Genomic DNA, 20586 nt, shown 5'->3' with positions numbered 1-20586 from the left:
GGAATGATCACATTGGGATTTATCAATAAACTTGAATTTAGGACAAAACAGGAGCTTGTGTATAAAGAAATAAGAAGCTTAATCGTTAATGGGAATTTTGCCCCCGGCGAACGGTTGGTTATTACTTATCTGGCTAAAGAATTGGCAGTAAGCGAAAGCCCGATCCGGGAAGCGTTAAAGCGATTAGTTTCCGAAAATTTTGTGGTCGAACAGGGCGCTGGACTATATGTTGCTCAGTTATCGAAGGAGCAGTTTTTAGAGATGCTGGATGTTCGTCTGCAGCTGGAATTAATTGCGATCCGGCTTTCGGCTAAATATATTACAGACCATGGAATTCAGGGCCTTAAGCAAGACCTAAATGAGATGGAAGAGGCGCTGCGCCGGGAAAACTTAGGGGAATACTATGCCTGGCATAAAAAATTCCATGTGGATTGTTTTGCTTTCTGCAATGTTCCCTATTTAATCAGGGCATTGACTGATGCTGCCGATCATAATGAGCGTGGCATTAATATCTTTAACCTCCGGATCTGGCGGGAAAAACCGGATATTAAGCAACATAGGAAAATTTTACATGCCCTGGAGATGCACAATGAAAATGGAGCAGTCCAGGCATTGGAATTAAATAGAAAGAAAACTTTTAATTTTTATAATGAACAATTAACAGGCGATTAACAATTACAGAGTTATTAATATTTTTAAATATTGACAGAATAAAATTATTATACTATATTTTAAATATGAAATACAGTATAGACTATATTATCTGAAAAATGGCTAATCAGGCCGGGAGACACCCGGAAACATCCGGCGAGAGGAGGATTGAGTAATGAAAACACTGCTATTTTCCGCCCATGCTCAGCTTCCGGAAGGAACAGATATATATGAAAACTTCAAGTATGTATCCTTAGTATTGACTGTTGACGGCAATAATGGGACAATACTGGAATGTTCCACACCCGTATATTGTAAACATACCAGTGATTTTGTAGCTGATATTGTAAGCGGGAAATCGTTGGAAAAAGACGTAAGTGTAATACTTGCGGAAATTGAAAGCAGAATGTATACAGGCTCCAAGCGTTCTCTGATTACGGCGGTGCAAATGATTCATAATCGCTATATGATGGTCAAAGAGAAAAAACTGGTCAAAAAAAATGCGTAACGGCTGACTGGCTATAAAAGGCAACCCGGCTGTCTGTCAGTTGGAGTATAAAAAACAGTTGAACAAATTAAAAAATGTAAGTATAATAAATTAAGAATATTAATTATATTGTCATGATGAGTAGCTTGAATATGATACCGGAGTGAAAATTCGGTATAAAGTAGTTAAGCCTAGCTCTTATAGAAAAGCAACGTATATTCGTTGCCTTCTAGGGGCTAGGTTTTTTTATTTGCCCATATCAGGTTCTCCGGCAGAGAAGGGGAGGTAATACCATTTTCATTGCGGTGCCGGGAAGTGCGGCGTAATGCAACCGTTACGGCTGCCGGCATAATTGACAAACAGCCAAAAACAGGGAGGGACAAATAATGATCTTTGTGAAAGCCAGTGAGGGAAGTTGTTATGATGCCAAAAATCACTTCAATATGTGGGGAATCCGCAAGCTGGGGGCACCGGAAGGAACCAAAAATGTAACCATGTCAATCTCCGAGTTTCTTCCTAACGGCGGAGCGACCATGTCTTCGGCCGATAAGGAGCGGATTTACTATATTCTGCGGGGCTCTATCCTTGTCCGGGACGGACAGGGAACCGAGTATATCATGCACGAGAACGATGCGATTTACATTGGGCCTGGCGAAAGCCGGGAGATGGCTGCTAATGGCAATGTAGCCGCAAGGGTTTTGGTGACGGTAGTAAACTGTTAGGCTGGAAGCGGCGGCGGTTCCGCCACTGGCTCTCTGACAGCATTGTAAACAACAAGGAGGAATTTATTATGGCTTATATGCCTCTGGATAAATCCAGACTCTATCTGGATGATTCTAAAATGACGAAAATTTACGATCTCTCCCTGCCTTGGGGTGTGGATACCCCGTTGTGGCCATTTCCCGGTCCCCGGCAAGACCTGCTGTTTCCGCGCGGCCAGTATCTGGGCCGGTTTCATAAGCGCACAATGACCTACACGGGCACGCTTCACGCCGGCACCCACATGGACGCCCCCAACCATGTCCTGCACGAAGAGGAGGTGGATCGCGCCGCGAATGGCTACACTCTGGCCGAAATACCTCTTTGCCGCTGCATTGGTACAGGTATCATCATTGATATGCGTTATTTAAAAGACGAGTTTGAAGCGAAATGGAATGCTGCCGGCGGCGACCCAGCCAAGATGGGCGGCGATATCTGGCACGAGATCAAACCGGCCGAGGTGGAGGCCGCCTGCCAAAAGGATGGACTTGAGATTCGGGCAAATGACTGGGTTATCATCAACACGGGGTTCCATCACTACTGGCGGGTGAATAACGACAAGTACTATAATTATTACCCCGGCTCCGGCCCTGACCTTGCTAACTGGCTTATTCACGAGAAGCACATCAAGGGTATTTCCGGCACCTGGGGCGCTACTGACGCCCCGCTCTGGCATCACCCCTTAAAGGAGCAGATGCCCTGGCTGGATGCTGCTTACCGTGCCGCTACCGGTAAGGACCCCGCAGCGGCGTTCCCCGACTATGAGCCCTGCCACCGTCTCTACATGCAGCATGGCATTTGCACCGTGGAAAACGGCGGCGGCGATATCGACGAATGCACCGGCAAAAGAATGATTATTGCCGCTTTCCCCTTCCGTTGTGAAATGGCCGACGGCGGCTTTGTCCGTCTGGTCGCATGGGAAGAAGGCTCGTTTTAAGCGGTTTTGCGTGGGTAGCAAATTTCATTGAGAGTTACCGGTAACTAGATTTTAGATATAGGAGTTAAGAGCATGCGAAAAATAGAAGACATTAAAAAGATTGCGGTTTTGGGAGCGGGCACCATGGGGCCGGGTATTGCGCAAAGCTTTGCCACCGGCGGCTATGAAGTCTGCGTGTATACCCGGTCTGACGTTACAGTGGAAAAAGCCCGTTCCATTCTGCATTCCAGTCTCAAGACCTTTGCCCAGGAAGGCATGATTGAGGCCAATGAGGTTGAGACGATATTCAACCGGGTTAGTTTTAGCCGCACCGTAGAAGAAGCAGTGGTTGACTGCGACTTCGTCATGGAGACGATTGTTGAAAATCGCGATGCCAAGGCAGAACTGTATGCGCTCCTGGATAAAATTCTCCCGGCGGATGTGTACATCGCCTCGAATACCTCTTTTCTGAACATTTTTGAGATTATGCCTGAGCGGCGGCTGCCATACACCATTATTGCCCATTGGTATGCACCGCCGCAGCTCATTCCGCTGGTCGAGGTGGTCAGAAATGACAAAACCCACTCTGAGGCCGTAGCCGTGGCCATGGCTATGCTGAACCAAAGCGGCAAAACGCCGGTGCATATGAAGAAATTTGTTCCCGGCTACATTGTAAACCGGATGCAGATGATCTTAAACCAGGAAGTTTTTTATCTGCTGGACAATGACTACTGCACGGCCGAGGACATTGATATGGCAGTTAAGGCCAGCTTTATTCCCCGGGCCATGGTCGTCGGTCTGGTGCAGCGCTTTGATTTCACCGGTCTGGACATGAGCGCCAATAATTTCAAGAACAAGAGTTATGTCATGCCTGAGCAGAACTATCATCCCAAGGCGCTGTTTGAACGCGTTGACAAGGGAGAATACGGGGTTAAGACAGGCAAAGGCTTCTATGATTACAGCGGCCGCACAACGGAAGAGGTTCTGGCCAAGCGGGATAAGCAGCTGTTTGCAGTGTTTAAAGTTGCCAAAAAACTTATGGAAGATCCTGTGTAAGTAAGTCCTTTCATTATTTTATGCAAAAGGTAAAGGTGATGAATTATGAAGAAAAAACTGATTATAACCGCCGCTCTTTGCGGTGCAGGCACAACCAAGGCACAGACACCGCATGTTCCGATTACACCGGAGGAAATTGCCGCCGACGTAGTGGCTTGCGCCAAAGCCGGCGCTGCTGTCGCTCATCTCCATGTGCGTGATGAAAACGGTAAGAACACCATGGCAACCGAGAAGTTCGCAGAGGTGGTGGGCAAGGTACGCAAGGCTGTCGCTGATGCGGGGCTTGATATTGTACTGAACCTCACAACTTCCGGCAGCGCTTTTTCCGACGAGTTACGCATCGCTCACCTTGGGGTTTTGCAGCCGGAGATGTGTTCTTATGACCCTGGTTCCATGAACTGGGCCAATAGTTTCGTCTTTCTCAACACGCCGGTTTTCCTGGAAAAGCTGGGGACTAAGTGCCAGGAACTGCAAGTGAAACCTGAAATCGAGATTTTCGATGCGGGCATGATTGGCAATGTCGAGTACTACATCAAAAAAGGCTTCCTGAAAACACCGCTTCATTGCCAGTTTGTACTGGACGTACCTGGCGGCATGCCCGGCAACATTGAATCTCTTGCCTATCTGCTGCCCAAGCTGCCGCAGGGATCGACCTGGTCGATCACCGGCATCGGCAGGAGCCATGTGCCGATGATGCTGGCCGGGCTGGCTGCCGGCTGCGACGGATTGCGGGTTGGCCTTGAGGATAACATCTTTATGGAGAGAGGGGTTTATGCAACCAACGCCCAGCTTGTTGCGCGGGCTGTTGAATTTGGCAAAATGGCCGGCCGGGAAATTGCCTCGGCTGCGGAAGCTCGTCAGATACTTGGCCTGATAAAACATCAATAAATTGGCTAAACGGGGAGTGAATTTGAATGGCAAATATATTCTCACTTGAGGGCAAAAATGCAGTAGTGGTAGGCGGGGCCGGCGGAATTGGCCAGGCGATAGCCCAGGGTCTTGCAGAAGCCGGCGCCAAAGTTGCCATCGCCAGCAGAAGCATGGATTCTCTCCAAAGAGCAGCTCAGGAAATAAAAGCGGCGTGTGGCCTTGCTGTAAAATATTATACTGTTGATGCTGCGGTCGAGGCGAGCGTGGAGGCCTTGGTAACCGAAGCAGTAAGGGATTTTGGCAAAGTGGACATTCTTGTGAATGCCCAGGGCTTCAACAAGAAGTTCAATGCCGAAGATTTCCCCATGGATGCTTTTCAGAAAATGTTTGATGTGAATGTAATCGGTGTCATGATGTGTTGCAAGCATTTCGGCAAGCATATGATCCAAAATGGTTATGGCAAAATAGTCAACTTATCCTCGGTACGGGGTAGGATTGCGACCAAAGGTCCAGGCAACGTAGGTTATTGTAGCACCAAGGGTGCCTTGGACATGATTACCCGCCAATTAGCATCTGAGTTCGGCCAGTACAACATAACCGTAAACGCCATTGGCCCGACGATTACCGAAACGCCGATGATGACCGATATTCTCAACAGCCGCGGACCCAATGCCAGAAAGGATATTGCTGATGGCCTGCCCATGAAAAGAATGGCTCTGCCCTCCGATTGTATCGGACCTGCCGTGTTTCTGTGTTCGGATGCTTCCGGCTTTGTTACCGGCAATATCATTTATCCGGATGGCGGTCTGACGGCCATTGGGTAATCGTTAGTATAAATCCTGGCAGCAAAGGTGAGGATGACCGCCGCCCCAATAAGTCGGCGGTCATCTTATAAGGAATAATAAATTGCTATTGTCAATTAATGGGGGAAATAAAATGCAGGAAGTTGTTATCGTAAGTGCCGTTAGGACGGCTGTAGGCAAAATGGGCGGGACGCTAAAAGACCTGCAACCGGATATTTTAGGGAAAATCGTAATTGAGGCAGCAGTCAATAACGCGCAGATTGAACCGGCTGCTATTGATGAAGTCATCTTTGGCCATGTAAAACAAAGTGCTGATGTGCCAAATGTTGCCAGGGTAGCGGCCTTAAGAGCAGGCATACCTGTAGATGTCCCGGCCTATACGGTAATGAGACAGTGTGCCTCCGGGTTACAGGCTGTGAACAACGCCGCCCAGGCTATCCTGTGCGGCCTGGCCAATATTGTTGTTGCCGGCGGGGTGGAAAGCATGAGCAATGCTCCTTACTACCTGCGTAATGGCCGGTACGGCTTTGGTTCAGGCAATGCTGTTGTTTATGATTCTAATATCGAAAGTCAAATCCGCGCGCAGCCCATGGAAGTGTACGGTCAGCTGAATATGGGGTTAACGGCAGAGAACCTGGCGGAGAAATATCGAATTAGCCGGGAAGAACAGGATCGCTTTGCCCTGGCAAGTCAGGAAAAGGCGGCCAGAGCTATTGCGGAAGGCAAGTTTCGGGATGAGATTATTCCTGTTACCGTTTTGAGAAAGAAAGCGGATCCCCTTGTTTTTGACACCGACGAGTTCCCGCGCAAAACGTCGCTGGAACAATTAGCCAAACTATCACCCGCTTTCAAGGCCGGAGGAACGGTTACCGCCGGCAACTCTTCCGGCCGTAATGATGGTGCCTCGTGCCTGGTGCTGATGTCGGCTAAAGAAGCGCAGCGGCAGAATCTCCGGCCGCTTGCCATTCTGCGCAGTCAGGCCGCGGTCGGTGCTCCGCCGGAGATTATGGGCATTGGTCCGGTTGCCGCCACCAGAAAAGCGTTGCAGCTGGCAGGCTTGCATCTCGGCGACATTGGCCTGATTGAACTCAATGAAGCTTTTGCTGCGCAAAGTATTGCCGTCATCAAAGAACTGAATCTAAACACAGATATACTGAACGTCAATGGCGGCGCCATTGCCCTGGGGCATGCCCTCGGCAGCTCCGGGACCAGAATTATGGCGACTCTGATTTATGAAATGAAAAGGCGGAACGTGAAATATGGGCTGGCGACGCTGTGCATCGGCGGGGGAATGGGCGTGGCCGATGTTATCGAATTGGTGTAATGCCTAACCGGCCTTGGTTGTAGCCAGCGGGTTGAGTACTGAAGCAAAGGCGGGATGGAAGGTATGATCTACCGGAATTTTGACCAGCTCATAGAGCTGGTTCGCTCTAACAATAAGAAAAAAAGAACAGTAGCTGTCGTGGCTGCCCAGGACAGTCATACCCTGGAAGCGGTCAGCCTGGCTGTTAAAGCGGAAATCGTAAATCCTGTGCTGATCGGGCCTAAAGAACAGATCAAAGGACATCTGGCAATACTTGACGAGAATCCTTCCGATTACACTGTCATCCATACAGAGACTGCAGAAGAAGCAGCCTATACAGCTGCCGGCTTGGTGCAAACCGGTCAGGCCGATTTTCTGATGAAAGGCCTGATCCAGACCAGCAGCCTCATGCGGGTATTGCTTAGTGACAAAGCCGGATTTCGGACCGGCAGCCTGATCTCCCATCTGGGTTTTGTCCAAATCCCCAATTACCATAAACTTATGGGGATTACCGATGTGGCTCTTAATATATATCCTGATTTGAATCAGAAACAGGCCATCCTGGAAAATGCCGTAGCCACAATGAGCCGTATGGGCTTTGATACGCCTAATGTGGCTGTTTTGGCGGCCAGCGAGGACATAAACCCTAAAATACCGGAGACTGTTGACGCTGCCGAACTGAAAAGACTGAATCAGGCAGGCAGCCTGTCCGGTTGCGTGGTAGAGGGACCAGTTTCTTATGATTTGGCCATCAGCAAAGAAGCGGCAGCAATTAAAGGCATTGCCAGTAAAGTCTGCGGCGAGGCTGATTTATTGGTGCTACCCAACCTCGCTGCCGGCAATATCCTGTATAAAGCCTTGCGTTATTCGGCCGGGGCCAGGACGGCAGGGATGGTTATCGGCGGCAAAGTGCCAATTGTGTTAACCTCACGGGCTGCCGAAGTGGATGGTAAATTTTTGCCGCTGGTTTTGGCTGCTTCGGCCACTTACTAATTGCAACGGCGCCTGTAAGACTAAATAGGGAATAAACACTGTTAGAGGTGCAGCAAATTTATGATGGAAAAAATCTATAAGATTTTGTCGATTAATCCTGGTTCCACATCAACCAAGATTGCGGTATATGAGAATGAAAGCGAACTTTTTCAGAAAACGGTTTTACATGATGCTGCTCAATTAGCTTCGTATGAGTCAATGGTTGATCAGCTGCAAATGCGTAAAGCGGCAATTTTGAATTGCTTGCAGGAGGCTGATTTTTCCTTAACAGAGCTGGCGGCCGTGGCCGGCCGCGGTGGGAAACTCCCGCCCTTGCGGCAGGGGGCCTATAAGGTTGACCAAGCAATGGTTGATTTTCTCACCTACCGGCCGATTGACGACCATGCCTCGAATCTGGGCGCTATCCTGGCCTACGAACTTGCCGGTTCTACCGGTATCCCGTCTTATATTTATGATGCGGTGGTGGTCGATGAACTGGAGGAGATTGCCAGGCTGACGGGCGTGCCGGAGCTTACCCGCAAAGCCTCCTGCCATGTGTTGAATATGCGGGCTGTTGCTTTGAAAACCGCAAAAAAACTGAACAAGGATTTCCAAGCTGTAAACTTTATCGTCTGCCATATGGGCGGCGGCATAACCGCAACTGTAATCAGCGGGGGCAGAATGATTGATGTTCTTACTGATGAAGAAGGGCCATTTTCGCCGGAACGGGCCGGCCGCGTGCCCAGCCGGCAATTGGTGGACCTCTGCTTTTCGGGCCAGCATAACCGGGCGTCTGCTACCAAGCGGATGCGCGGCCAGGGCGGTCTGGTTGCCTATCTGGGAACGAATAGCGCGCTGGAAGTGGAAGCCAGGATCAATAACGGCGACAAATACGCAGAATTAATATATCAGGGTATGGCGTATCAGGCTGCCAAAGGCATTGGTGAATTGGCGCCGGTTGTTAAAGGCAAGGTTGACTGCATCATCCTGACGGGGGCACTGGCCTATTCGCCGCTGATTACCGGTTGGATTAGCGACAGGGTAGCCTTTATCGCCCCGGTGGAAATCGTCGCCGGCGAAAACGAACTGGAGGCGCTGGCCTATGGTGCGCTGCGCGTGTTAAGAGGCGAAGAACCGGCGCATCGGTTCATTGCGCCGTGAACTCACCAGGCTCTGGCTGCCGGTTTGAGGCAAATTAAATTGAGCATGTACCGATAATTATGGCGACTTTAACTTGACCACTTGCCGGCGCAAAGCGGTCAATATTCAGGAGAGATAAGTGTATTAGGCTAGGAAACCCAGACAAGGGGAAGTCAACCTGGCTGCAAGTATGAATATGGGCACGATTATGCTGGTATAAGCAGCGCTATAAACAGCCCGTTACTTGGGGATTTTACAAGCACGGAGGATGAGTACATGGCAAAAATTACGACTGTTGAGCAGGCCCTGGCGCACATTGAGCAGGGCAGTGTTATCATGATTGGCGGTTTTTTGGGGTGCGGGACACCGGAGGCATTGATTGATGCCATGGTTGACAAGGGCTGCCGGGAGCTGACGATCATCGCCAATGACAGCGGTTTTCCCACCCGGGGGATAGGCAAGCTGATCGTTGCCAAACAGGTAAAGAAGCTCATCGCTTCTCATATCGGCACGAATGCGGAAACAGGCCGCCAAATGCAAGCCAATGAGCTGGAAGTGGAATTAGTGCCGCAGGGCACGCTGATTGAAAGAATCCGTTGCGGCGGAGCCGGGCTGGGCGGGATACTTACCCCGACCGGTGTGGGCACGGTGGTTGCCGAAGGCAAAGAATTGATTACCGTGGATGGGCAGAACTTCCTGCTGGAAAAGCCCTTAACAGCGGCAATCGCCATACTCAAAGCCCACAAGGCGGATGAGAGCGGTAATCTGGTATTTCGCCGGGCAGCCCGCAATTTTAATCCGGTAATCGGTACTGCGGCCCAAACGGTCATTGCCCAGGTGCAGGAGATTGTGCCTGTTGGCGCCTTAGATCCGGATGAGGTCATGCTGCCGGGCATTTTTGTCGACTTGATTGTACAGAGTTAACAGGAGGGAAGGAATTTTGGATAATAGAACTTTGATTGCCAAACGGGTCGCCCGGGAATTTAAAGACGGGGACATCGTAAATCTGGGCATTGGCATTCCCACACTGGCCGCAAACTATATCCCCGACAATATCCAGGTTACGCTGCATTCGGAAAACGGCTTCGTCGGACTGGGACCGGGAAATGATTTGCCGGACCCTGATATAACGAACGCCGGCGGCCAACCGGCAGCCATCGTAGCCGGCGGCGCGACTTTCGACAGTGCCCTGTCGTTTGCAATTATCCGCGGCGGACATCTGCAGGCTACCGTACTGGGCGCCCTGGAGGTGGACCAGGAAGGGAATTTAGCGAACTGGATGGTTCCGCAGAAGCTGGTTCCCGGCATGGGGGGAGCCATGGATCTGGTTGTCGGCGCCCGGCGGGTGATCGTGGCCATGGAGCATGTAGGCAAAGGCGGCAATCCGAAGATATTAAAAAAATGCACTCTGCCCCTTACCGCCTGCCAGGAGGTGGATGTAATCATTACCGATTATTGTGTGTTTGAGGTTACAAAACAGGGCCTGGTACTGACCGAGCTGGCGCCCGGCGTTGACCTGGAGACGGTTAAAAGCGCTACGGCCGCCGATTTTTTGGTTGCTGCCGATGTGAAAGAGATGGCGGTTTAGGGTACGGGCCAGGCTGAAAACGATGAGCAGGAGGAATTTTAATGCAAGAAGCGGTAATTGTCAGTGCCGTGCGTACTGCGATCGGCAGTTTTAACGGCTCGTTACGTTCCTTTTCCGCCCCTGAACTGGGGGCCGTAGCAATCAGCGCAGCGCTGCAAAAGGTGGATCTGCCGCCAGATTCGGTAGAGGAAGTCATCATGGGCAATGTCCTGCAAGCCGGTCTTGGTCAAAACCCGGCCCGCCAGGCGGCAATAAAAGCCGGCCTGCCGGTGGAGATACCCGCCTATACAGTAAACAAGGTTTGCGGTTCAGGCTTAAAAGCGGTTACTATCGCCGCCCAGTCGATCCTGGCCGGTGACGCCGACATCCTTATTGCCGGGGGCATGGAAAGCATGACCAACGCACCGTATGTGCTGAATAAGGCGCGCTGGGGTTACCGTATGGGGCATCAGAGCGTGACCGACGTGCTGGTTAACGACGGGTTATGGTGTGCGTTTAATAACTATCATATGGGAATTACTGCTGAAAACGTGGCCGCCAGGTACGGTATCACCCGGGAACAGCAGGATGAGCTGGCCCTTGCGTCGCAGAGCAAAGCGCACCAGGCGATCGAGGGCGGCGCCTTTAAACAGGAGATTGTGCCGGTCGTAATAAAAAGTAAAACCGGCGACAGCATGTTTGCTACCGATGAATTTCCCAAACCGGAAACCTCCCTGGCATCGCTAAGCAGACTTAAGCCGGCTTTTGCGCCCAACGGCACAGTAACAGCCGGGAATGCCTCGGGGATCAACGACGGTGCGGCTGCCTTACTGCTTATGAGCCGTCAGAAAGCAACCGCGCTGGGACTAAAGCCCTTGGCCAGAATCGTCGGCTATGGCGCGGCCGGTGTTGATCCTGCCGTTATGGGGCTGGGGCCGGTGCAGGCAACCCGTAAAGCCCTGGCCAAAGCCGGACTGGCCCTTGCCGATATTGACCTCATTGAAGCCAATGAAGCCTTTGCCGCCCAATTTCTCGCCGTGGGAAAAGAACTTGGCCTCGCCCCGGACAAAGTAAATGTCAACGGCGGCGCCATCGCCCTCGGCCACCCCATTGGGGCCAGCGGTGCGCGCATACTGGTTACGCTGCTTCATGCCCTGCAGTCACGCGGGCTTAAGCGGGGGCTGGCAACTCTTTGCATCGGCGGGGGCCAGGGGATTGCCATAATTATCGAGCAGGTATAACGCGTTCAGGCTTGGCCGGCAAAGCTTCGACAGCCCTGGCTCTTAGCAAGTCCGGTCAGGACCGGGAAACTTTTAGCTGCAAACGGTGGCGGGGGAATTGACTGTCGGCGAATCCTGGCTTATAATAATAGTCAGAATATAAAATTAATAATTTGCCTGAGTAGCTTATATATGGGATCAGAATAAAAATTCTGGCGTAAAGTATGTAAGCCTAGCTCACTAGACTGGCAGCGATTATTTGCTGCTTTCTATGAGTTAGGCTTTTTGTTTTTCGCTAGGACGGAGCCGCCAATAACGGTAAAGAGGGGGGAGCTGAGCAGTTTCCCAAGCGGCAGGCAATAAGTAAAAGGGCATTGGCAGGAGCGTTACAATGTCAAAAACGACTGAGGAAATTTTTAAAGCTTTTCATGCAATTGCCCCCTATTTGCCCAGCTTCTTTGACGAGGATGCAACTATCGTTTTAACCGGCAGAGAGCAGCATGTATTAATTGTGCAGAACCCCAACCTGCCTTCACCCCATAAAGCAGGTGATCCCATACGCAAGGGAACTGCGATTTACGAGGCGCTGCAGCAGGGAAAAGTAGTCACCATGAAGATTGGCAAAGAGGTTTTTGGCTTTGCTGTGCGGGGAACCGGCATTCCTCTCATAGACGGGGACGGTAATGTAATCGGGGCTATTGGGATTGCCAGAAGCCTTAAAAAGCAGGACCAAATTTGTGAAATATCACAAAACGTTTCGGCCGCGCTGCAGCAAATCTCGGCCGGCATCGGCACGATAACAACCGGCGTCCAGGACACTGCCGTTATGAGCAAATCGATATTGACCAAGATTGACATGACCCATAATGAAACAAAAAATTCTGACAGCATTTTGAACGTGATTCAGAATATTGCCAGCCAAACCAATCTGCTGGGACTGAACGCGGCGATTGAAGCAGCCAGAGCCGGTGAGCAGGGCCGGGGCTTCAGCGTTGTGGCGGAAGAAATCAGGAAATTATCTGTTTCCAGCACCGCCAGTATCAGGCAGGTTGGTGAAACCATAAAAAAAATTCAGGATCATGTTCAGGAAGTAGCCGCGGAAATCGCCAATGAAAACCTCACCTTTCAGGAACAAGCGGCAGCCTTGCAGCAAATCACAGCCTCGATTGAAGAATTAAGTGCTACGGCCGCACTATTAGAAAAAATTGCCCAAAACTATTAGTACTTAATCTTTCTTAAAAGCGAGGGAATAGTTTGCGTAGATTTTTTCGCAATGCAAGGCGGAGGAACCGCGCATATCGGACATATGTAAGGCGACGACAACGAAGCAGTGCAGGAAAAGATGCGCAAAATATCCTTGGTTTTAAGGGAGATAAAGTACTAGCCCTGTTGGCGGCTGGAAAAGGTAAGGAGAGGCTTAATTTGTGAAAAACATCATCAACCTGAGTGTTCTGCCCAAAGAGGGCGACAAAATAATCAAGGCACTAGCCGACAACAATATGGTGGTTGCCCGTTCCAGCAATGATTTTCTGTACATTTTGGCGTTTGGTGATAAGTTCCACCTATTTTCTCATTCACCCGGCTCGCCGCAGGGCGGACAGAAGCAATTTCCCCAAGATGAGAAGTATACGGCCATTATCCGCAATCTTGCCAATCTGGCGGATTGCCTCTTTATGGTGCAATTTGACAAAAAATTCAATATCTATGGTGTTATGAGCAGTGCGGAAGAGGGCATCCTGGCCATGTTCCCCGGTAACGACAGGGCTGGGGACCGGGATATCGAATTTATCTGTCCCCAGCCGGGCAAGGCCGGACAATAACGGGACAGTACCTTGTCAGCTCTAAAACGGTAGAATAATGGCGAGGCCATTTTTCGCACCCCAATTTTGCCTGTATTTATATTAGAAATGAGGTGTTGTCATGTCAAAGATTGCTACCGGCGATAAGGAAAAACTGCCTGGCGCTGTAGCGCAGTATCTTGCCGGTTTCCCCGGCGACACGATCTGTGCGCGCCAGATCTGGTACGAGGGGTTAGGCGGCTGCGGTGTGCCCGCTCCGGCGGTAATGGCAGCAGTGCACGCGATTATGGACAGCCGGGAGGACTGGCAGCCGGCCGGCAGTGTACGCTATGAAAAGTATGGCCTGCAAGCCAGTTTCAAACGGGTAAAGCCGCCTTGCTGTTAAACAAATAAGCGGGGACTGATTTGAGGGGAGGGTTAACAGTGCCTAATAACATTATGGTCCAGCACTTATTTAAACTGAACAGCCTGTACCGGGCTCCTGACGGCAGAGTCTTTAAAGTAGTGGTGTCAGAGGTGTACAACCTCCGCTGTTTTGAAATCGTCAACGGCAATCTCGTGGGCGGTATGCTCAAGATTCATCCCACCTCAGATTTTGCCAAGTCATTGGTTGAGGTGACTTAATGCAGGTTATTATTACTGAGGAGGAAAAACCAGTGGTTGAGAAAGTTACCCACAGCATCTGTGTCGGCGGGCCAATAGCCATTCATACGGTTGACGGCGTTATCCGGCGCATAAGGCCAATCATCTTTGACGAAACCGATCCTCCTGGCTGGGTGATTAAAGCGCGGGGCCAGGAATATACACCTTACCGCAAAGCCACAACGACGCTTATCGCCCTGACGGAGAAAAATCGGGCCTATGCCTATGACCGTATCCGCTATCCCCTGATCCGCGAAGATTTTGTGGAAACGCCGGACGGACAGAACCGCAATACCGAGAACCGGGGGAAATCGGGCTATCGCCGGGCCTCCTGGGATGAGGCGCTGGAGCTCGTGGCCCGTGAGATCAAGCGTGTTCAGACCACCTATGGCAAGGAAGCGGTTACCGCTATTACCGGTTCCCATCATTCCTGGGGCCTTTTGGGCTATAAGCTGTCCGCTTTTGCCCGCTTCTTCCGGATGCTGGGCTACACCCAGATTATGGATAATCCTGACTCCTGGGAAGGCTTTACCTGGGGTGCGCCTCACACCTACGGCTACTACTGGCGCCTGGGGGGCAGCGAGACTTTTGATCTCTTAGAGGATGCCCTGCAGAACGTGGAAACCATGATCATGTGGTCTCATGACCCTGATACCACCCGCGGCGGCTATGCTGCCAACGAGTCTACCATGTGGCGCCACTGGCTGGATGATATGGGCGTACAGTTCATCTATATCGATCCCTTCAACAACTTTTCTGCTGTTAAGCAGGCCGACAAGTGGCTTGCTCCCCGGCCGGGCACCGATGCTGCCCTCTGTGAGGGCATCGCCTACGTATGGCTGACCGAGGGGACCTATGACAAGGAATACATCGCCAGGCACGCCCACCGTTTTGATGAATGGGCTGACTATATCCTGGGCAAGGGCGTGGACCGTACACCCAAGACCCCTAAGTGGTGCGAAGCCGAGACCGGAATTCCCGCCGCCGACATCAAGGCGCTGGCCCGCCGCTGGGCTGCGACCAGGACCATGGGCGGCAGCGGTCTCCGGGGCGGCTTTGGCGGCGTATGCCGTACTGCCAACGGCACAGAATTTGCCCGCCTGATGGTTCAGCTTTTTGCCATGCAGGGTATGGGCAAGCCGGGGCAGAATATCTGGACCGCTACAACCGGCGCCCCCATGGATTATAATTTCTGGTTTGGCGGTTATTCCGACCCGCTGGCGCAGATTGCCAATCAGCCTATTGCCGATCGCACCGCAGTCAATTGTGTAACCCAGAAGCTTTACCGCCCTAACCTGCCGGACGCCATTCTCAACGGTCACTTTGCATGGCATGGTGAAGGCTTCTGCGGCGGCGGCATTGATTTGGAATTTACCGAACATGTTTATCCCGAGCCAGGCTGCAGCAAGGTGCATTTATTCTACCGCTACGGCGGCACGTTCATGGGCACCATGCTGGATACCAATAAATGGGTCCGCATGTATAAAAGCCCGGAACTGGAGTTTGTGGTCAATCAGGACATCCATTTTCATGGCGAGGCCCGGTTCGCCGATGTCATCCTGCCTGCCTGCACCAACCTGGAGCGTTATGATATCGGCGAGTTCTGCAACTCAGGCAACGGCGGCTACCAGTCCCATTCCCAGACCGGCTGCAACTGGCAAATCGTAGTTTTTCAGGACAAAGCCATTGAACCGCTGTGGGAATCGCGCTCTGATTACTGGATATTTTCCCAGCTGGCGGCAAAGCTGGGCTGGGGCGAGGCGTACACCGAGGGCCGCAGCGAGCTTGACTGGTGCAAGCGGTTTTGGGAGAAGTCGGACCTGTGCGATAAGATTTCCTGGGAAGCTTTTGTCAAAAAAGGCTATTATGTGGCCGGGGTCCCGGAAAATTGGGAGCGCCACTACGGCTTCCGCTGGTTTGCTGAGGGCTATCCCTGCGACACTCCGAACCATAAGCCCTGCCAGGAGGAAGGCAAGCTCGGCACCTTTACCGGCAAGTTCGAGTTCGTTTCCGAGTCCCTGCTGCACTGGGCGCCCCACGACGAGACCCGCACTCCCATTGCTACGTATAAATATAGCTGGGAAGGCCATCATTCGCTGAAGGCGCGCAAGTATCCCTTCCACCTTATTTCCCCTCATCCCCGCTTTGATTACCATACCCAGCATAACTCATCCACTCCCTGGTTATGGGAGATTCCGGAAAACCGCCGCTATATTGACGGCAATCCCTATCTTATTGCCCGCATACATCCCGAAAAAGCGGCCGCAAAGGGAATCAGCGACGGAGACCTGGTGCTGTTGTTCAACGAGCGGGGCAGTGTAGTGTGCGTGGCCCGTGTCACCTACCGCGTGGAGAAGAACACCATCCACGCCTACGGCTCGTCGGGTATCTACAATCCAGTGGCACCGGGCGAAACCTCAATGGATATTGGCGGCTGCGTCAACCTGCTGACGCCGGGTAAGCTTATCGGCAGTATGGTGCCCGGCATGGCGCCCAACTCCACCCTGATGGACATCTGCAAGTACGAAGGCCCGCTGCCAGTCGGTCAGTGTTTCGAATACAAGCTGGATGCGGTTGCACTGGCTGCCGATCCGGAGTCGGCAACTTGTAAGGAAATTATTGAGGGTCACGGTTTTGCGGCGACCCAGGCTAAGCTACAAAAAGAATACCGGCAGAAGGGAGCTGCTGTGAGATGAGATTAGGAATTGCGATCGACTCGCGCCTGTGCATGTCTTGCTATTGCTGCTACATGGCCTGCAAGGACGAGCACTGCGGCTATGCTTCCGCGCTGTCTGCGCCGCAGCCGATGATGGGCCAGTTCTGGATGGATATACGGGAATGGGAGCGGGGGAACAGTTCGCGCAAAATTAAAACGGCAACCGTGCCGACCCCCTGTTCCCATTGCCAGGAGCCGGCCTGCATGGCAGCCGCGGAGAATGGCGCAGTATATAAGCGGCACGACGGTATCGTCATTATCGATCCTATCAAAGCCAAGGGCCAGCAGGCCATTGCCGATGCCTGCCCTATCGGCGCGGTCTACTGGAACGAGGAGCTGGCGCTCCCGCAAAAGTGCACTATGTGCGCGGAACTGCTGGATGAGCCCGGCTACCTGACCCATTTAGGCGATCCGCAGCTTAAGGTTCCCCGCTGCGTAGAAGCCTGCCCCAACAACGCATTGATTTTTGGCGACCTGGACGACCCGGAGAGCGCCATCGCCAAAGTAATTGCTGAAAATCGCGTTACCCAACTGGAACCGCTGGCAGGCCAGGCTACCAACGTAGTACACCTGAATGTCCCTACTGTTTTTCTCGCCGGCACTGTCTACTATCCCCAAGAACTGGAGGAGGTCTGCATCGGTGCCAGGGTGCGGGCGACCTGCAGCGAGACTGGTGAAACCTGGGAGACAGAGACAAACTACTTTGGCGACTGGGAAATAGAATGGCTGCCAAAGCACAAAACTGTTGCTATCCGCATTACTCTTGACGGCTATCAGCCGGTCACATACACCGCTAGGACCGATTCTGATCACTATGTGGGCATGACCTACCTTGAAAAGAATAACCCGGGCTGAATTACCTGAATAGCATGAGTGGCTTTGCCTATGATAGCAAAACAAAATTTTGCTATAGAGTAGTTAAGCCTAGCTCGTTGGCAAACCGGATAGGTGTTTGCTTTCTTCGAGCTAGGCTTTTTTTAAATGATATAAGGAGTGATCTGAATGCGTACAGTAGCGGTTAATGAGATCATTGACCAGGGGAAATTTAACAAATTCTACAGAAATATTTTGTTTGTAAGCATGCTGACGGCGATCTTTGACGGCTTTGATCTTAATGTTTTCTCCCTGGTTGTTCCCCAGCTGATGGCGGACTGGAACCTGACACCGACCCAGGTTGGCTTACTGGGCAGTTACGGCTTCGTAGGCATGATCGCCGGCTCCTTCCTCGCCGGCCCCTTGTCGGAAAAAATAGGCAGTAAAAGAGCAATGATGCTGGCAACGGCAATTTATTGTATTTTTACGACCGCTGTAGGCTTTGCCGATAACTTTAACGAGTTTGCCCTGTGCCGGATTATAGCCGGTCTGGGCCTGGCCAGTGCTTACCCGCTGGCTATCGCCCATGTATCGGAATATTCCCCCAAAGCGATCAGAAGCCGGTTGTGCGTGTGGGTAACCTCCGGCCAGGGGGCAGGCACATTGCTTGCGACCCTGACAGGACTGGCGCTGTTAAGTACCTATGGCTGGCGGGTTATGTTCTATGTGGCGGCTATTCCCATTTTCCTGGTTATTCTGCAACACTATCTGCCGGAATCAATGAGCTATCTGTTGAAAAAAGGCCGGAAGGAAGAAGTGGCCCGGGTGTTGTCCCAGGCAGAGCCCGGCTTTACTCCGCGGCCTGATGATGAGTATAAGCTAAGCGGCTTCAACGCCGGCAAGAGTGATGTCACTGCTTTGTTCCGCGATGGTTTGGCGCGCAATACGATTTTACTTTGGATCGGCAACATATTTCTGTATATTTTCACCTATGGCGTTTTGGTGTGGCTGCCCAAGCTGATGACGCTGCAGGGCTGGTCCCTGAATTTCAGCCTGTGGTTTATGCTGACCTGGAATGCCGGCTTTATTCTTGGCATTCCGCTCTGGGGCTGGTCACAGGACAAGTTCGGCGGCAAGAAGACGTTTCTGATTATTGCCTGCTGCCTGCTGGTGCTGGTAAGCGGTTTAGGGCAGTTGTCCAATGCTGCTGTGCTGTCGGTGGTTTTGTTTCTTACCGGTGCCTGCCAGCATGGCATTATGGGCGTAGCCGCATCGTACTTTGCGCAGAACTATCCGATAACCTGCCGCGCCACCGGCGTAACCTGGGCTTTTGGCGTTGGGCGTTTCGGCGGTATTATCGGTCCCATTGTTGTTGGTGCGCTCTTAACCTATAATGTGCCGATAGCGCTGGATTTTGTCTTTTTTTCAGTAATCCCTTTGCTTAGCGCATCCCTGTTCTATTTTACTACCGATCATGCCTGGCAGGGGAAGGTTTCGGATACTGCCCTGAGTCAGGCTAAATAATTGGCTGGCAAGCACAAAATCAGCGAGTTTAACTGCTTGGACATTGCCAGTCACTTAATAACAGGATTATTTTAAAATTACTATTACTACTGGAAGGAATGATATTCAATGGGCAGAGACAGTATGACAGTAGAAGAAAGAATTGTTGCGGCGATAAATCTGCAGCCGGTGGACCGGATCGTTTGCGCGCCGATCATTGAGCAATATGCCGGTCAGTTTGCGGGCCTTACTAACAAAGAGTACATGACAGATTGGGACAAGGCTATGGCGGCAGTCCAAAAAGTGTGGGAAACATACCCTGTATGGGATTGTAACTCCTGGATGCTGTGCGGGCGTTTTGCTGCCGTTGCCCATAAGTGCGGCCCCGGCCGGATGCGTCTGCCGGGGGAAGAGCTGGATGACAACGCCCAATACCAGATCATAGAATTCGAGGCCATGCACCGGGAGGATTACGCCATCATCAAAGAAAAAAGCTTTGATGAGTATCGCCTGACTTTCCTGGAACGTTGCCATAATACCACAAGAGAAGAAGTGCTGCAGGGCTGAAAGAGGCTACCAGGCTGAGGGCCGATGAAATTGCCAGAACTTTGGCGCGCGGACAAAGTTCGTGTTACGGCTTTATTATCGGCACATTCCCCTTTGAGGCATTTTCTATTATGCGGTCCCTCGAAAAGTTTTATAAAGACATGTTTCAAATGGGGGGAGAACTGGAGGAAATACTGACCAAAGCGACCAAAGACCTGCTGGCCAGTGCCATTCCGGCTATTAAAGCCACTGGCGTTAACCGGGTATTTGTGGGCGGCGTCCGAGGCTGCGGCCAGTTTATTTCCCTGAAGCATTTCGAACGGTTTGTCTGGCCTAATCTGAAATATTTTCTTACTACCCTGATTGAAAATGATATTGTTCCCATCCTCCATTATGACGGTGACTGGACGAAGAATCTGGAGTATTTCCTGGAACTGCCCAAAGGCAAATTCGTGCTGGAACTCGATAGTGCCACTGATATTTTCAAGGCCCACGACATCCTGAAGGATCACTGCGCCATTATGGGCGATGTATCGGCCGCGCTCTTTACCGTAGCGTCTCCCAGCGAGCTTGATGAGTATGCCAAAAAACTCATCACTACTTTCCGTAAAAGCGGCGCCAGCCTGATTTACTCATCCGGCTGCAATGTGCCAATCAATGCCAAACACGAAAATGTAAAGGCTTTCTTTGCCGCAGTCGATAAGTATGGCCGGTTTTGATTAGGGAACTTAAGGCAAAGTAATTCAGCAACAACTTTGGCACTCTGGGGAGTAGATTGTATTCTCAGACACCAAGGTGAAAAGTATAGCGGCCAAATCATTGC

General features: G+C 51.5%; 22 protein-coding genes. All 22 read left to right on the top strand.

Annotated features, from left to right (window positions below; translation table 11 throughout):
• Window positions 1–3: 3 nt before the first annotated feature.
• The 22 genes from ACZ481_RS15255 (at window position 4) to ACZ481_RS15150 (ending at window position 20482) form a co-directional block, all read left to right on the top strand.
• Window positions 4–672, top strand: coding sequence for a GntR family transcriptional regulator (locus ACZ481_RS15255; protein WP_464766207.1), 669 nt, complete (start codon window positions 4–6; stop codon window positions 670–672).
• Between the two features lie 154 nt (window positions 673–826).
• Window positions 827–1159, top strand: coding sequence for a DUF3870 domain-containing protein (locus ACZ481_RS15250; protein WP_464766206.1), 333 nt, complete (start codon window positions 827–829; stop codon window positions 1157–1159).
• Window positions 1160–1524: 365 nt separating this feature from the next.
• Window positions 1525–1860, top strand: a complete 336-nt coding sequence (locus tag ACZ481_RS15245; protein ID WP_464766205.1) for a cupin domain-containing protein — start codon at window positions 1525–1527, stop codon at window positions 1858–1860.
• A 68-nt stretch (window positions 1861–1928) separates the two neighbouring features.
• Window positions 1929–2834, top strand: coding sequence for a cyclase family protein (locus tag ACZ481_RS15240; protein ID WP_464766204.1), 906 nt, complete (start codon window positions 1929–1931; stop codon window positions 2832–2834).
• A 72-nt stretch (window positions 2835–2906) separates the two neighbouring features.
• Window positions 2907–3869 (top strand): 3-hydroxyacyl-CoA dehydrogenase family protein, encoded by a 963-nt coding sequence (locus tag ACZ481_RS15235; protein WP_464766203.1) that lies wholly within the window; start codon window positions 2907–2909, stop codon window positions 3867–3869.
• A gap of 45 nt (window positions 3870–3914) precedes the next feature.
• Window positions 3915–4757: a beta-keto acid cleavage family enzyme gene (locus tag ACZ481_RS15230; protein ID WP_464766202.1), complete on the top strand. Its 843-nt coding sequence runs from the start codon at window positions 3915–3917 to the stop codon at window positions 4755–4757.
• Window positions 4758–4783: 26 nt separating this feature from the next.
• Window positions 4784–5563 (top strand): SDR family NAD(P)-dependent oxidoreductase, encoded by a 780-nt coding sequence (locus ACZ481_RS15225; protein WP_464766201.1) that lies wholly within the window; start codon window positions 4784–4786, stop codon window positions 5561–5563.
• 112 nt (window positions 5564–5675) lie between these two features.
• Complete coding sequence (locus tag ACZ481_RS15220; protein WP_464766200.1) at window positions 5676–6866, top strand: thiolase family protein; 1191 nt, start codon at window positions 5676–5678, stop codon at window positions 6864–6866.
• Between the two features lie 54 nt (window positions 6867–6920).
• Window positions 6921–7838, top strand: coding sequence for a bifunctional enoyl-CoA hydratase/phosphate acetyltransferase (locus ACZ481_RS15215; RefSeq protein ID WP_464766199.1), 918 nt, complete (start codon window positions 6921–6923; stop codon window positions 7836–7838).
• 60 nt (window positions 7839–7898) lie between these two features.
• Window positions 7899–8978 (top strand): butyrate kinase, encoded by a 1080-nt coding sequence (gene buk / locus ACZ481_RS15210; protein ID WP_464766198.1) that lies wholly within the window; start codon window positions 7899–7901, stop codon window positions 8976–8978.
• A gap of 255 nt (window positions 8979–9233) precedes the next feature.
• Window positions 9234–9881 carry a CoA transferase subunit A gene (locus ACZ481_RS15205; protein ID WP_464766197.1) on the top strand — a complete coding sequence of 216 codons (648 nt, stop codon included), beginning with the start codon at window positions 9234–9236 and terminating at the stop codon, window positions 9879–9881.
• 16 nt (window positions 9882–9897) lie between these two features.
• On the top strand, window positions 9898–10545 hold the full coding sequence (locus ACZ481_RS15200) for a 3-oxoacid CoA-transferase subunit B (RefSeq protein ID WP_464766196.1): 648 nt from the start codon (window positions 9898–9900) through the stop codon (window positions 10543–10545).
• Window positions 10546–10586: 41 nt separating this feature from the next.
• Complete coding sequence (locus tag ACZ481_RS15195) at window positions 10587–11765, top strand: acetyl-CoA C-acetyltransferase (protein ID WP_464766195.1); 1179 nt, start codon at window positions 10587–10589, stop codon at window positions 11763–11765.
• A 370-nt stretch (window positions 11766–12135) separates the two neighbouring features.
• Window positions 12136–12966, top strand: a complete 831-nt coding sequence (locus tag ACZ481_RS15190) for a methyl-accepting chemotaxis protein (RefSeq protein ID WP_464766194.1) — start codon at window positions 12136–12138, stop codon at window positions 12964–12966.
• Between the two features lie 202 nt (window positions 12967–13168).
• Window positions 13169–13564, top strand: a complete 396-nt coding sequence (locus tag ACZ481_RS15185; RefSeq protein ID WP_464766193.1) for a hypothetical protein — start codon at window positions 13169–13171, stop codon at window positions 13562–13564.
• A gap of 100 nt (window positions 13565–13664) precedes the next feature.
• A complete protein-coding gene (locus tag ACZ481_RS15180; protein WP_464766192.1) occupies window positions 13665–13928 on the top strand; it encodes a hypothetical protein in 264 nt (87 codons plus the stop codon).
• Between the two features lie 38 nt (window positions 13929–13966).
• Window positions 13967–14167: a hypothetical protein gene (locus ACZ481_RS15175; protein ID WP_464766191.1), complete on the top strand. Its 201-nt coding sequence runs from the start codon at window positions 13967–13969 to the stop codon at window positions 14165–14167.
• Window positions 14168–14199: 32 nt separating this feature from the next.
• Entirely contained in the window at window positions 14200–16881 is a 2682-nt protein-coding gene (locus ACZ481_RS15170) for a molybdopterin-dependent oxidoreductase (protein ID WP_464766190.1), read from the top strand.
• Window positions 16878–17756, top strand: coding sequence for a 4Fe-4S dicluster domain-containing protein (locus ACZ481_RS15165; RefSeq protein ID WP_464766189.1), 879 nt, complete (start codon window positions 16878–16880; stop codon window positions 17754–17756). The genes ACZ481_RS15170 and ACZ481_RS15165 overlap by 4 nt, the downstream gene beginning before the upstream one ends.
• A gap of 147 nt (window positions 17757–17903) precedes the next feature.
• Complete coding sequence (locus ACZ481_RS15160) at window positions 17904–19238, top strand: MFS transporter (RefSeq protein WP_464766188.1); 1335 nt, start codon at window positions 17904–17906, stop codon at window positions 19236–19238.
• Between the two features lie 123 nt (window positions 19239–19361).
• The gene (locus ACZ481_RS15155) at window positions 19362–19784 is read left to right on the top strand and encodes a hypothetical protein (protein ID WP_464766187.1); all 423 of its coding nucleotides are present in this window, start codon (window positions 19362–19364) and stop codon (window positions 19782–19784) included.
• Window positions 19785–19825: 41 nt separating this feature from the next.
• The gene (locus ACZ481_RS15150) at window positions 19826–20482 is read left to right on the top strand and encodes a uroporphyrinogen decarboxylase family protein (protein WP_464766186.1); all 657 of its coding nucleotides are present in this window, start codon (window positions 19826–19828) and stop codon (window positions 20480–20482) included.
• Window positions 20483–20586 lie beyond the last annotated feature (104 nt).

It is taken from the genome of Sporomusa intestinalis (assembly GCF_055383785.1).
The sequence above is the reverse complement of the archived record's forward strand: the minus strand, read 5'-3'. Positions and strand labels throughout refer to the sequence as shown.